The organism is Aestuariibacter salexigens DSM 15300 (assembly GCF_000429145.1).
Classification (GTDB): domain Bacteria; phylum Pseudomonadota; class Gammaproteobacteria; order Enterobacterales; family Alteromonadaceae; genus Aestuariibacter; species Aestuariibacter salexigens.
The window spans coordinates 757,775-771,787 of sequence record NZ_AUBH01000001.1 but is presented as its reverse complement, the minus strand read 5'-3'; the positions used below and the strand labels follow the sequence as shown (position 1 = coordinate 771,787).

The following is a 14,013-nucleotide window of genomic DNA, read 5'->3' as shown; positions in this document are numbered from 1 at the left end:
ATGTTTGTTGCTATGTGAGCTGTGCGGGTAGTATGCGTAGCTCAAATGTTAACATGTGATTAACGTCCTCTGGAGAGTCTACATTGCTACGGGTTGGTTTGTTAATAGCTATGCTAATGCTGTTGAGCGGCATCTCGACGGCATGTCTGGCCAAGTCCGTGCGTATAGTGTCGCCGGATAAAAATCTGACCGTTCAGATCACCGACCAGGATGGATTGCGCTATAGCGTGACGTTTAATGGTGTCACCGTAATCCGCGATGCACGACTGGGCATAGTGTTTCGTGATCGCCCGGCCTTTGGGCTGCAGGGCGAACGCCTCAACGATATCACACCAAAAACATTCAACGATACGTGGTCGCAACGCTGGGGTGAGAGACAGCATGTTATTAATCAATTTACCGAGGCGCTTACAGGATTTACCTTGCCGGATGACTCTTTTGCAGCGTTGCAAGTAAGATGGCGCGTGTATAACGACGGCATAGGGTTTCGCTATGAGATGCTGGGTTCTGGTGAGCAGGGCATCGCTATCACTGACGAGCTGACAGAGTCTACGCTGACGCAAAGCGAACAGGCTCAGGCGTGGTGGATACCGGCGCTAGGATGGAATCGCTATGAGTTTTTGTACCAACAAAGCGGTTTCGCAGACATCGATCGCGTTCACACGCCATTCACTGTTCGTCGACAAGATGGCATCCACATCAGCATTCATGAAGCAGCGTTGGTCGATTTTGCCTCAATGTATCTGGACCAGAGGCGCAGCGGTACGCTGAAGGCCGCATTAGTGCCGCGCTCAGATGGTCTTAAAGTGCTTACTCGTGATGATTTTATCTCACCATGGCGCACCATTCAGGTTGCGCCCAATGCAGTGGGTTTAATCAATTCTGACCTGATCATAAATTTAAATGACGCCAATATGTTGGGTAACGTAGATTGGGTCGAGCCCGGAAAGTATGTGGGTATCTGGTGGGGAATGCATCTGGGCAAATTCTCATGGGGCAATGATGGTGTGCACGGTGCGACAACAGAACGGGCCAGACAATATATTGATTTTGCTGCACAGCATGGCTTCGACGGTGTGCTGGTGGAAGGCTGGAATCACGGCTGGGACGGAGACTGGTTCAAAGATGGCGACCTGTTTAATTTTACAAAGGCCTACACCGACTTCGATTTGGCAGCAGTGTCATCCTATGCCCGCGAAAAAGGCGTGCGCCTGGTTGGTCACCATGAAACATCAGGCAGTGTGACGCATTACGAACAGCAAGTGGAGCGGGCCTATGCGCTGTATGACTCGCTCGATGTCAGACAGGTAAAAACAGGTTACGTGGCCGATGGTGGTCAGATGAAACGGGTAGATGAACAAGGGATCACCCGTTATGAGTGGCATGACAGTCAGTACGGCGTCAATCATTACCTGCGCAGCGTGGAACTGGCAGCCAAATACAAGATCAGCATTAATACCCATGAACCGATTAAAGATACCGGTCTGCGACGTACCTACCCAAACTGGATCAGTCGCGAGGGCGCCAGGGGACAAGAGTTCAACGCCTGGGGCTCACCGCCGAACCCGCCCGAACATGAAGTTAATCTGGCATTTACGCGCATGCTATCCGGACCAATGGATTTTACGCCTGGCATCTTTAATCTGGCAGCGAACGGCCTTGATGCAGAAAACCGGGTTCAGACTACCTTGATGAAACAGCTCGCACTTTATGTGGCCCTGTACAGCCCTATTCAGATGGTCGCCGATCTGCCTGAACATTATGCACAGTATCAGGACGCGTTTCAGTTTATTGTTGACGTGCCAACCGACTGGTCACACAGTATTGCTTTACAGGGTGAGGTAGGTGATTTCGTTGCCATTGCCAGAAAGCAGCGCGATGGTGAAGACTGGTATCTGGGCGCTATCACTGATGAAAATGAAAGAGTGTTAACTATTCCGCTATCGTTTCTGGATGCGAATGTTCGCTATCAGGCGCAGATCTATAAAGACGGCGAAGAGGCGACTTGGCAGACCAATCCCTATCAATACGTTATACAATCAACAGCAGTAGACAAGGAAGACGTGCTGACTTTGCGTCTTGCACCCAGCGGTGGTGCAGCCGTCAGGTTCGCACTGATAAAGAGATGATGATAATGACAAGACTTCTCGTTGTAGCATTTTTACTGTTAGTTCAGGGTGTAACTTATGCACAAAGCCTTGAACGGGTCGAGCCCTCATTTTGGTGGGCCGATATGGTGCATCCCGACTTGCAGCTCATGGTGCATGGCGACAACATTGCAGGCGCTCAGGTGCGTCTCGATTATCCAGGGGTACAGATTGAACGCGTCGAGTCACTGGATAACCCAAACTATGCGTTTATCTATTTATCACTGTCAGACACCTTAAGGCCCGGCATCGCATCACTGGAGTTTGTGTTGCCAAGTGGTGAGAGTGTGTCTCGCCCATATGAATTCAAGCGTCGTCGTGCAGGCTCTGCGCAAAGACAGGGCTTTGACGCCTCTGATGTGATTTATCTCATCACGCCAGACCGATTTGCCAACGGCGATCCAGCGAATGACCAGGTCGAGGGACTTCGGGAAGGACCAGAGCGCGCCTATAAAGGTGGTCGTCACGGTGGTGATATTCAGGGGATCATAGCGCACCTCGACTACATTGAAGATATGGGGTTCACGCAAATCTGGACCATGCCATTGCTGGTCAATGATATGCCCCAGTATTCCTATCATGGCTACAGCACCACCGATTATTACAACATTGATCCCAGACTTGGTAGTAATGCGCTTTACGCAGAGTTATCCGCTCAGGCGAGGCAGCGCGGCATCGGCGTGATTATGGATGTGATCCTCAATCATATAGGCTCTGAACATTGGTGGATGAAAGATTTGCCCAGTGCAGATTGGATTAACAATGGCGGTGAATTCACTCCGACTTCGCATCGGCGCGAGGCACTGCACGATCCGCATGGCGCGATGATAGACAAACAGGCATTTAATGATGGCTGGTTTGTGGAAACCATGCCTGATCTTAATCAGCGCAACCCTCACTTGGCGACCTATTTAATTCAAAATGCGATTTGGTGGATAGAGTTTGCTGATTTATCGGGGATCCGTGTCGACACCTACTCATATTCAGATAAGGCCTTTCTCGGCGAGTGGACGCGTCGCGTCATGCAGGAGTATCCGAATTTCAATATTGTCGGCGAGGAGTGGTCTGTCAATCCTGCTATTGTTGCGTACTGGCAACAGGACAGCCGTCGGCATGACGACTATCAGTCTTACCTTCCAAGCGTGATGGACTTCCCACTGCAGACCACGTTGATCAGCGCGCTGCAGGAGCCGGAAACCTGGGCCACCGGACTACGTAAGCTGTATGAGCTCATCGCCAGTGATTTTCTCTATGGCGACCCATACAACCTAGTCGTATTCGGTGATAATCACGACATGAGTCGAGTGTTTACTCAGCTCAATGAAGATCCTGAATTGCTGAAAATGGCGATGAGTTTCATTATGACCATGCGTGGCATCCCCCAGGTGTTCTATGGCACTGAAATCGCCATGAGTAATGCGGGTACGGATGATCATGGCATTATCCGGTCTGATTTTCCTGGTGGCTGGAGCGATGACTTAGTCAATGCTTTTACTGGCAAAGGGCTATCACCACTGCAGCAGGATATGCAGCTGTTTTTTAAACGCTTGTTGAACTGGCGTCAAACCAGTGACGCCATTGCCCGTGGCAAGTTAACGCAATATGCACCTGACAACGGCACCTATGTGTTTTTCAGAACCAGCGAACGACAGCAGGTGATGGTCGTGCTGAATAAAAATGATCAGCCTGCCAGCCTCGATCTGCAGCGTTTTTCAGAAGTATTGCGCGGTCCGGTGAACGCCGCAGATGCGATCACGGGACGTCCTTACCGTCTTGAGGACACCCTCACCGTCGGACCGAAGCAAACGTTAATTTTACAAATACAACAATAACCATCACCGCATGTCGCGCGAAGAGAGAACATCATGAGCAAGCAACAACCACAACTCAGCTTTTGGCAGGTATGGAACGTCAGTTTTGGCTTTCTAGGCGTGCAAGTCGGGTTCGCACTGCAAAACGGCAACGTCAGTCGTATTCTGTCAGATTTAGGCGCAGACCTGTCTTCGCTGTCGCTTTTCTGGCTGGCCGCACCGGTCATGGGCCTGATTGTGCAGCCGATTGTTGGCGCAGCATCTGACCGTACCTGGAATCGCCTTGGCCGCCGTCTGCCATTTATTTTCGGTGGTGCGTTTGTTGCTGCAACCGCGATGGCATTGCTGCCTAATTCATCCATGGTGGTGGCTATTTTGCCGCCTATGATCTTTGGTCTGCTGATTTTCGCAATTAAAGATGCGGCGTTTAACGTGACCTTTCAGCCGTTTCGTTCGCTGGTGTCAGACATGGTACCGCCGGAGCAGCGTAATCTGGGATACTCCATCCAGACTCTACTGATTAATATCGGTGCGGTAATCGGCTCTATTCTGCCATTTGTGTTTACCAACGTTATTGGCCTGGACAACGTTGCCGAAGCGGGGGAGGTTGCGCCTTCTGTTATCTGGTCATTTTATATTGGTGCGACCTTACTGTTGGGTTCCGTATTGTGGACAGTGTTCAGAACCAAAGAATACCCGCCTGAAGAATATTATCGTTATAAAGGAATGGATGCTGCGCAAGCGGCCAAACCGCAGCAGGAGAAACGTTCACTTGGTGAGAAACTGGCCGGCTTCTGGCAATTGATGAAAGACATGCCACCAATAATGAAGCGACTAGCAATTGTGCAATTCTTTTCCTGGTTTGCACTATTTATCATGTGGACGTATTTTCCGGCAGCAATGGGACAGCACATTTGGGGCGTCGGCGTAGAGTGGTATGACCCGGCCTACATCGAGGCAGCGGGTGGGATTCCCGCCGAGATTGCTGCGGCGAAAAGCAGCGCAGGTGACTGGGTAGGTATTCTATATGCCGCGCAGGCGATTTTCTCGGTGTTATTCGCCGTTGTGCTAACCAAGCTGGCGGATACCTTCGGCAGAAAAACCGTGTACTCTCTGTCACTTGTCGCCGGGGGGCTTGGTTATATCAGTTTCCTGCTGTTTCAGGACCCAACGCTGGTACATGTCAATTTACTCGTTACCGAGGTTACCGTGCCGCAGGGCGCTGTCGGGCTGGTGCTGTCGATGATTGGTGTGGGCATTGCGTGGGCAGCTATTTTAGCCATGCCGTATGCGATTTTAGCGGGCGCACTGCCGGCGGATAAGACCGGTGTCTACATGGGTATTTTTAACTTCACCATAGCGGCGCCACAGATTGTGTCAGGTCTGCTGTCAGGGTTAATCCTGGGCAGCGTGTTTGCCAATCAGGCTGTGTATATCGTGGTGCTGGCCGGCGTATTTATGATGTTGGGAGCCGCGTCGGTATTTTTAGTCAAAGAGCAGGAAGTGCAGGATCCAAATGCCGCTGCTGCTGTCATCGAGTAACCGTTGCACAAGGATTATGCTATGAAACAACAGTCTACATTACGACATTTCTGCCTGTTATCAGGCACGGCTTTTTTCGTTGCCTGCCAGCCTGTATCACAGACAACAGACATGCCTGTTGCCGAACAGACAATCACACAAACTGAGTTGCCTGAGTATTTTGGTACCCGTGAACCCTTTGCTGCTGAAGCGATTTACTTTGCTATGACCGACCGCTTTGTTGACGGCGACCCGAGTAATAATTATGAACAGCAGGGAGGAGACTATCCTACCTGGCAGGGTGAATTGACCGGACCAGAAGGGCAGACTGCGTATGTCGGCTACATGGGCGGCGACTTTAAAGGGATCCTCAACAACGCTGACTATATCCGCGATATGGGTTTCACTGCACTGTGGTTAACGCCGATAGTGGACAATCCTGACCAGGCCTTTGCCGGTGGTGAGCCGATTGAATTTGGCGGTATGTTCAAAGATGGCGGCAAGACTGGTTACCACGGATACTGGGCGAACAATTTTTATCAGGTGGATGAACACTATCCATCTACTGATTTGGATTACAAAACCCTGACCCAAACACTGCGTGATGAATTTGGTATTAAAACCGTCTTTGATGTCGTAGCAAATCACGGTTCACCTTCTTTTTCCATGCCCGTAGATCAGCCCAAATTTGGTGAGCTGTATGACATCGAGGGAAACTTGGTGGCAGATCATCAAAACCTCGAGCCTGAAGCGCTCAGCGGCGATGAACCTCTACATGCATTTTTCCACCGTGAAAAGGACATCATGCAGCTGTCGAATCTGGATGAGTCCAATCCAGCGGTACAGGATTATCTGATCAACAGTTATTTGTACTGGATAGAGCAGGGCGCAGATGCATTCAGAATTGATACCATCAAGCACGTACCACATCATTTCTGGAAGACGATGGCGGATCGCATTCGTGAGCAACACCCTGATTTTTTCATGTTCGCGGAAAGCTATGACTACAATGCTAACTTCATCGCTCAGCACACACAGCCGAAGAACGGTGGCATTAGCGTACTGGATTTTCCCGGTCAGCAGGCCATGACAAAGGTGTTTGAAGATCCGGACAGCGATTTTGCCGCGCTGACCTCTTATTTGCACCTGACTCATGGGCCTTATCAAAACCCCTATGATCTGACCACCTTTTACGATAATCATGATATGCGCCGCATGAATGCCAGTGACGAAGGTTTTATTAATGCCAACAACTGGCTATTTACCAGCCGCGGTATTCCAGTTGTGTATCAGGGCTCGGAAATTGGTTTTATGCGCGGTACCGCTGAGCATGCTGGAAATCGCAATTATTATGGGCAGGAAAATATTGACCGGGCGTCTCAACATCCTATTTATCAATCGCTGAAGCAGATCGCCAATGTCAGAAAAACAACGCCGGCCCTGCAGCGTGGTTTGCAGGTGAATGTGCTGTTTGAAGGTCACCACGCGGCGTTCTATCGGGTTTTGCAAGACGGTGATACCGCGCAGACTGCACTGGTACTGTTAAATAAAGGCCAAACACCTGCAACAATCAACGTGCAGAAGTTTGTTCAGGCGGGGCAGTGGCAGGAGCAGCTGAGCGGCAAGACGGTCACATTAACCCAGGGTCAAACGTTCAGTTCTGACGTGCCAGCCAATGGCGTGCAGGTTTGGGTGCGTGACGGTGTGGTTAACCATCAGGCGCTTGAAGATACATTGATGACGTTGATGGCGAATAAATAATACGTGAGGGGCCGCACGCTGCGGCCCTACTTACCTACCAATATGCTTTGCTTTGTGCCGCAGGATTGTCTGACGACGACATCGACCGGCATCAGGTAAGGCTGAACCTGCTCACCTGCGATCATCTTCAGCAGTTTTTCGACCAGGATTTCGCCTGCCAGACGGGTATTTTGCTGAACGGTCGTCAGTGCCGGCGTAGTAAATGACGAGACCGTAATGTTGTCATACCCCACTACCGCGATTTGCTCGGGCACACTGATTTTTTTATCACGCAGCGCCTGCAATACACCGAGCGCAATCACATCGCTGGCGCAAACGACGGCATCAGGCTGGTAGCCTTCGGCAAGCATGGTCATCACTGCCTGATAGCCAGATTCTTCTGTCGAGATGGCGTCGTACTGGTAGGCTTTTTGACCTAACACGCCTGCTTGCTGTAGGGCGTCCACATGACCGGTAAAGCGCGCCATAAATTCAGGCGCGCTGTTGTCAGCGCCGCCGATAAACGCAAAATGTTTATGACCGAGGTTGAGAAGATGTCGGGTCACATCAAAGCCACCCTGAAAGTTATCACAACCAATCGATACGCCTGGGTGCTCGGCATCCTGAGCGCCCCATCTGACAAAATGGGTGCCCTGGTCAATCAACTGGTCAATTTTGTCTTTGTAATCCAGGTAATTGCCATAGCCAAGCAGGATAATGCCATCTGCTTTATGCGAATCTTCGTATTCAGCGTGCCAGTCATCATTCATGTTTTGAAACGATACGAGCAGGTCGTAGCCGGCATTCGAGCAGGCACGGGTGATACTGCCCAGCATCGACAGAAAGAACGGATTGATCATGGAGTCGTCTGAGGTGGGGTCCTCAAACAGCAACAAGGCGATCGTTTTGCTCTGTTGCTTGCGCAGGTTACTGGCGTTTTTATCAACTTTGTAGTTTAGCTCTTGGGCAATCTTCTGGATCCGCTCGCGGGTTTCCGGATTGACCAGCGGACTGTTGCTCAGTGCACGACTCACCGTCGACTGAGAAACGCCTGCTCTGTGAGCAATGTCAAATGACGTCGCTTTATCTTTCATAATCAATGTAGGGTGTTATTATTTTTCTGCGCAACGCGCTTTTTAAGGTTATACACCAGCGAACTCGGCCAACGCAATGCCTAGTCATGGCTTTTCGGTGCTAACGTTGCAAACCAGATAGGTTTTGTTGTCGATAAAGTCCTTAAGCTAACGACACTTAGTGGTATACTGCGCGCCTTAATTAAACACCCACTTTTATTATTCGAGGTTGAATGAATGGCCGAGACAGAACATCGTCCGACCAACTTTATTCGTCAGATCATTGATAAGGATCTGGCCAATGGCTTGCATACAACGGTTCATACCCGTTTTCCTCCTGAGCCAAACGGGTATTTACATATCGGACACGCAAAATCGATTTGTCTGAATTTTGGCATCGCTGACGATTATTCAGGGCGCTGCAATCTGCGTTTCGACGATACCAATCCGGAAAAAGAAAACATCGACTATGTTCACTCCATCATGAACGATGTGCAGTGGCTGGGCTATCAGTGGGATGGTGATGTTCGCTATTCATCAGATTACTTCCAGCAGTTACACGATTACGCGGTCGAGTTGATTGAAAAAGGTCTGGCCTATGTCGACTTTTCCAGTCAGGAGCAGATGCGTGAAATGCGCGGCACCCTAACAGAGCCCGGCACGAATAGTCCGTATCGGGACACCTCTGTGGAAGAAAACCTGACCCATTTTGAAAAGATGACCAACGGTCATTATGAAGAGGGACAGTGTTGCCTGCGTGCAAAGATTGACATGACATCACCGTTCATGTGTATGCGTGATCCCGTTCTTTACCGGGTCAAGTTTGCTCACCATCACCAGACCGGCGACAGCTGGTGCATCTATCCGATGTATGATTTTACCCACTGTATTTCGGATGCAATTGAAGGTATCACACACTCATTATGTACCCTTGAGTTTCAAGATAACCGCAGACTGTACGACTGGGTGATAGAGAACATCAGCATTGACACCACGCCCAGACAGTATGAGTTTTCGCGTCTTAACTTAGAGTACACGGTCCTCAGTAAACGGAAGCTTATTCAATTGGTTGACGAAAATCATGTTGCAGGCTGGGATGATCCGCGTATGCCGACCATTGCTGGATTGCGTCGCCGCGGTTACACGCCGGCCTCCGTGCGTGAATTCTGTGCTCGAATCGGCGTGACAAAAATGGATAATCTGGTCGAAATGGGTATGCTGGAAGCCTGTATCCGTGACGACCTGAATGCCAACGCGCCGCGTGCCATGGCAGTTCTGGACCCGATTAAAGTAGTGATCGAGAACTTCCCGGAAGATCAGGTTGAAGAGCTCACCGCGCCCCGTCACCCTAATCGCGAAGAGTTGGGTCATCGCACCGTACCATTCAGCCGTGAAGTGTACATCGAAGCAGAAGATTTTAGAGAATCTGCGAACAAGAAATTCAAGCGCCTGGTACTGGGTAAAGAAGTGCGTTTGCGTAATGCCTACGTCATCAAGGCTGAACGCTTTGAACAGGATGAGCAAGGCAACGTCACGACGGTCTACTGTAGCTATGACCCGGATACGCTAGGCAAAGATCCTGCCGACGGCCGCAAGGTGAAAGGTGTGATCCACTGGGTGTCTGCGCAGCACGCGCTGCCTGCTGAGTTCAGGCTGTATGACCGTTTATTCACGTTGCCGAATCCTGCAGCAGCAGAGAACTTCGTCGAGGCCATTAACCCCGACTCTCTGAGTGTGGTCACTGGCTGGGTAGAGCCTTCACTCGCTAACGCTGCAGAATGCGATGCGTTTCAGTTTGAACGCACCGGTTATTTCTGTGTGGATAAAGAGTCTGGCGAAGCAAAAATGGTGTTTAACCGCACCGTGGGCTTGCGCGATTCATGGGCAAAAATCGCCGACTAATGGTCGGCGAAATCGTTGTCGCTATTTGTCTGGCTGGGCCTTCAGGGTCTGGCCGGTCACGTTCACACTGTCATCACTCATCAAATAGTGGTAAACGCCCATAATCTCCTCGGGTGTGCGCAGCGTTAATGGATCCTCAGCGGGATACGCACTGGCGCGCATCGCCGTGCGGGTTTTCCCCGGATTGATACAGTTAAATCGCAATGTGCTGTTGTCGTACTCGTCTGCGATAACCTGCATCATCCCTTCGGTGGCAAACTTGGAGATGGCATAGCTTCCCCAGAACGCCCTTCCTTTACTGCCGACCCCTGACGATGTGAAAATCACCGAAGCGTTGTCTGCCTTTAACAACACCGGAAGTAATGCCTGTGTCATAAAAAAGTCGGCGTGCACATTGACGCGCATAATATCGTTATATTCGTTTTCCTGAATTTCCTTAAACGGAGAGAGGTGTCCAAGTAAACTGGCGTTATGCAGTATACCATGCAGTGCACCAAACTGCTGTTCGATGGTGACCGCCATATCCTGGTAATGTTTAACCGTTGCGCCTTTTAAATCCATTGGCACGATGGCCGGCTCTGGCCCGTTGGCAGCGACGATTTCGTCATATACTGCTTCCAGTTTCTTCACTGTGCGTCCCAACAGAATAACCGTTGCGCCATATGCAGCGTACTCAAGCGCAGCCTGTCGTCCGATACCATCTCCCGCGCCGGTCACCAGAATAACGCGATTTTTCAGATAGTCGGGAGTAGGGGAATAATCATGCATGAATAAAAACCTGCCAGATAGTTAAACAAAAGTGAACCACTGCAGCCCGTCACTCTGGGCGTGCCGACGAGCGCGAGAGTATCACTGAAGCGTTGTATGATGTAAACCTGAAAACCGACAGAAAAAACCATTCCTGATGATCAGGCAATGATACAATCGAGCAACTGGATTGGCGTTTTGACGCCTTGTACAGCTACAATTACAAATAGTTAACAAACCTTTGCATTGTGATGACAAAGCCAATAAGATTGGACGTCATACAACTGGTCATACTTGTTTATTAAATGTCTGAATTACGGGTTAATTATCAAACACTCACTCGCCCGGTCAGGATTAACAAGAGAATAACAACAACAGCTTTGAGGGAGAAACCATGAGAAAACTGTTACTAAGCGCTAGTGTGATGGTGGCGCTGGGGCTGACAGGCTGTGGCGGTGGAGAAAACATCGCTGACGTGCGCTCCGAAACACCGGTTCAAACCCCTTTTTCCCGTATAGTCTTTGATCCGGCAAACGGCAACCTGAATGTCCCTAACGACCTTCTTATGCTTCCCGGTGATGACGGATTCTTCGACTATACGCTGAATATTCCGGTCGCCGATCCGACTAATTTCGGCGATCCACAGAACGCACTTAACGTACTGGACGGCTGGTCAGTACAGCATCCATTTGTCATCGAAGTTAATGTGCCAGCGGGCAGTGCGATTGATGCGTCAACGCTGTCTTCAGGTGTATTACTCTACGAAGCAACGTTGGGTCTTGACCAAAGCGATCCTGACTGTGCGCAAATCACAACACCAAGTGCAGGCTGTAAGGTCGGTGACCAATTACAGTATGGTGTTGACTACGTACTGTCGTTAAGTGGTACCAGCACGATAAACGTTGTGCCGTTACGTCCGCTCAAAGCGGCGAAGGGGCATATGCTGGTGATGACCACGGCACTTCGTGATACAGATAATAAAGCCGTGCGAGGCTCAGAGACCTGGGAATCAGTTCGCCAGGATCCGGCAGTTAATCCGTTATCTTCCCCTTCTCAATTACAGTTACAAAACCTGGTTAATTCGTATATAACATCGCTTGAACCCGCGGGTCTGAACAGAGAAGAAATAACCTACGTTGCGGCGTTTACCACGCAAAGCACGCAAAATGTGCTGCAAACTGTTAAGCAATTAATGGTAGCTGAATTCGCTGCGCGCTTTGCAGCGGGCGACCCTGCAGCCGGAGAGTCGCTGCCAGTTATCGTTGCCACTGACGCGCAAGGTCCACAGAACGCCATGGAAACCTTAGGGTTGGTGACCTCTGAGGCGGTTGCTGGTGCAGTGCAGTTAGGTATATCGCAACTACCACCTGAGGCGCAGCCGCTGATTCCATTGATTGAAGCGACTGATTTTGGCGCGCTGCAGACCTGTGACGGACTACTCGGTACAGTTACCGGCCAACTTGGTGCGCTGTGGGGGCCTGTAAATGACTTTGCATCAGCGGTCGCGACTGGGATCTTACAGCAGGCAGGGCCTTTCTGTGCCGCCACTCGCCTGGAAGCAAGTATTTCATTGCCATACTTCCTGGCCATTCCGCGTGCTGATAACCCACTTGCGCCAGTCAATGAATTCTGGGAAGCAGCCTGTGACAGCGGTATTGTGCTGGCCGGTGCGCCGCAAGAGGCACTTGCTGCGGCAACGCCTGGCCCGAATGCGCAACTTTGTCAGCAAGTTGGTCTTGCAGACCTGCGCATCAACGGTGAAAAGCTCGATTACAAGCGAAATCTCACTAAGTTCAGTCCTATCCCTCAGCCTAAAGGTGGAAACAACGGCGATATGACGCTGGACGTGCAGGTGACTGTTCCTAACCCAGCGGTTGCCGCCGGACTGGGCTTCCCGATTGAAATGCCTGAAGCAGGTTGGCCTGTCGTTATTCTGGCGCACGGTATTACCCGCCAGAAAGAAGACATGTTGGCACTGACTGGTGCGCTGTCTCTAGCTGGCTTTGCAACTGTCGCCATTGACCACCCATTGCATGGCTCTCGCGGCTTTGACCTGGATGGTGATGGTACCGATGACTTAAACGCGACAACCGTCAGCGCATTGCACTACATGAATCTGGCTAGCCTACCAACTGCACGTGATAACTTACGACAGAGCGTGTCTGACCTGCTTGGTCTGCGTCTGGGACTGAATGCGTTTGTTGATGCGTCTAGCGGTCAGATGGCTAAACTGGATGGTACAAATGTATCGCTGCAGGGCGTATCACTGGGTGCGATCACCGGTGGTAATACATCAGCTGTAGCCAATACGCCATTCAGTGGTCAGCTGGCGCCATTAAGTGGAATGTTTGCACTACGTGCATCAGCGCTGGAATCACCCGGTGGTGGCCAGGCGCAGTTCCTGCTTGAGTCGCCAGCATTTGGTCCGTTGATCAAAGGCTCGCTGTTAACTCAAGCGTCACCTGAATTCCAAAACTTCCTGATTTCACAGTTCGGCTCAGTGAATGTATCTGAGGCACAGCTTACACAAGCAGTAACCTTGTTCCTTAACAACCTGAGCGGGGACCAGTTGGCATCTGCAAATGCGGTATTCAGCCAATTCGCGTTTGCGGCGCAAACGGTACTTGATGCAGCTGATCCAACCAGCTATGCAGCGACATTAGGCGCGACTACGCCAGTGCTGATGCAGACAGTGGTCGGAGACGGCGGTGCGAACTTGCCAGACCAAGTTATTCCAGTGGCGACGCAGTTACCCAACGCGGGACAGCACGCACTGGCAAGAAATATTGGTCTTGAGCAGGTTGTGTCATCAACGCCTGGTACAGGACCTGGCGCGGATACCGTATCTGGCCAGGTACGCTTTAATGCTGGTGCACACGGCTCTAGTCTGAGTCCTGCATCCAGTGCTGCGGTCACGACGGAAATGCAGCGCCAAATTGCAACCTACATTGCAACGGGCGGACGCTATATCCAGATTTCTAATCCGGACGTCGTCTCAAGCAACTAAATATAAAGTTTATCTACTAAAGCCGGCCTCAGCGCCGGCTTTTTTTATGTCTATTATTCATGTAA

8 protein-coding genes are annotated in these 14,013 nt (G+C 50.7%); 6 read left to right on the top strand and 2 right to left on the bottom strand.

All coding sequences use genetic code 11. The annotated features are described in order from the left end of the window. Positions 1-110: 110 nt before the first annotated feature. Genes G441_RS17790 through G441_RS0103475 form a run of 4 tightly spaced genes read left to right on the top strand, consistent with a single transcriptional unit; the run spans position 111 to position 7,240 of the window. Positions 111-2,129 carry a glycoside hydrolase family 97 protein gene (locus G441_RS17790; protein ID WP_051275300.1) on the top strand — a complete coding sequence of 673 codons (2,019 nt, stop codon included), beginning with the start codon at positions 111-113 and terminating at the stop codon, positions 2,127-2,129. After that, on the top strand, positions 2,126-3,979 hold the full coding sequence (locus G441_RS0103485) for a glycoside hydrolase family 13 protein (protein WP_026375069.1): 1,854 nt from the start codon (positions 2,126-2,128) through the stop codon (positions 3,977-3,979). The genes G441_RS17790 and G441_RS0103485 overlap by 4 nt, the downstream gene beginning before the upstream one ends. 33 nt (positions 3,980-4,012) lie before the next feature. Next, entirely contained in the window at positions 4,013-5,500 is a 1,488-nt protein-coding gene (locus G441_RS0103480; RefSeq protein WP_026375068.1) for an MFS transporter, read from the top strand. A 21-nt stretch (positions 5,501-5,521) separates the two neighbouring features. After that, positions 5,522-7,240 carry an alpha-amylase family glycosyl hydrolase gene (locus G441_RS0103475; protein ID WP_034474187.1) on the top strand — a complete coding sequence of 573 codons (1,719 nt, stop codon included), beginning with the start codon at positions 5,522-5,524 and terminating at the stop codon, positions 7,238-7,240. Positions 7,241-7,266: 26 nt separating this feature from the next. Here the strand turns inward: G441_RS0103475 and G441_RS0103470 are convergent, their stop codons facing one another. After that, positions 7,267-8,313, bottom strand: coding sequence for a LacI family DNA-binding transcriptional regulator (locus G441_RS0103470; protein WP_026375066.1), 1,047 nt, complete (start codon positions 8,311-8,313; stop codon positions 7,267-7,269). Positions 8,314-8,529: 216 nt separating this feature from the next. Here G441_RS0103470 and glnS point away from each other — a divergent pair, with 216 nt between their 5' ends. Next, positions 8,530-10,194: a glutamine--tRNA ligase gene (gene glnS / locus G441_RS0103465; RefSeq protein WP_026375065.1), complete on the top strand. Its 1,665-nt coding sequence runs from the start codon at positions 8,530-8,532 to the stop codon at positions 10,192-10,194. 21 nt (positions 10,195-10,215) lie between these two features. On the opposite strand, the gene G441_RS0103460 is transcribed toward glnS, so the two are convergent. Then, entirely contained in the window at positions 10,216-10,962 is a 747-nt protein-coding gene (locus G441_RS0103460) for a YciK family oxidoreductase (protein ID WP_026375064.1), read from the bottom strand. Positions 10,963-11,335: 373 nt separating this feature from the next. Here G441_RS0103460 and G441_RS0103455 point away from each other — a divergent pair, with 373 nt between their 5' ends. Continuing rightward, positions 11,336-13,948, top strand: a complete 2,613-nt coding sequence (locus tag G441_RS0103455) for a VolA/Pla-1 family phospholipase (protein WP_026375063.1) — start codon at positions 11,336-11,338, stop codon at positions 13,946-13,948. Positions 13,949-14,013 lie beyond the last annotated feature (65 nt).

What these genes read in the sequence shown, in the direction of transcription:
- G441_RS17790 (WP_051275300.1), top strand. Translation starts at nt 111, where the DNA reads ATGCTAATGCTGTTGAGCGGCATCTCGACGGCATGTCTGGCCAAGTCC.
- G441_RS0103485 (WP_026375069.1), top strand. Translation starts at nt 2,126, where the DNA reads ATGATGATAATGACAAGACTTCTCGTTGTAGCATTTTTACTGTTAGTT.
- G441_RS0103480 (WP_026375068.1), top strand. Translation starts at nt 4,013, where the DNA reads ATGAGCAAGCAACAACCACAACTCAGCTTTTGGCAGGTATGGAACGTC.
- G441_RS0103475 (WP_034474187.1), top strand. Translation starts at nt 5,522, where the DNA reads ATGAAACAACAGTCTACATTACGACATTTCTGCCTGTTATCAGGCACG.
- G441_RS0103470 (WP_026375066.1), bottom strand. Translation starts at nt 8,313, where the DNA reads ATGAAAGATAAAGCGACGTCATTTGACATTGCTCACAGAGCAGGCGTT.
- glnS (WP_026375065.1), top strand. Translation starts at nt 8,530, where the DNA reads ATGGCCGAGACAGAACATCGTCCGACCAACTTTATTCGTCAGATCATT.
- G441_RS0103460 (WP_026375064.1), bottom strand. Translation starts at nt 10,962, where the DNA reads ATGCATGATTATTCCCCTACTCCCGACTATCTGAAAAATCGCGTTATT.
- G441_RS0103455 (WP_026375063.1), top strand. Translation starts at nt 11,336, where the DNA reads ATGAGAAAACTGTTACTAAGCGCTAGTGTGATGGTGGCGCTGGGGCTG.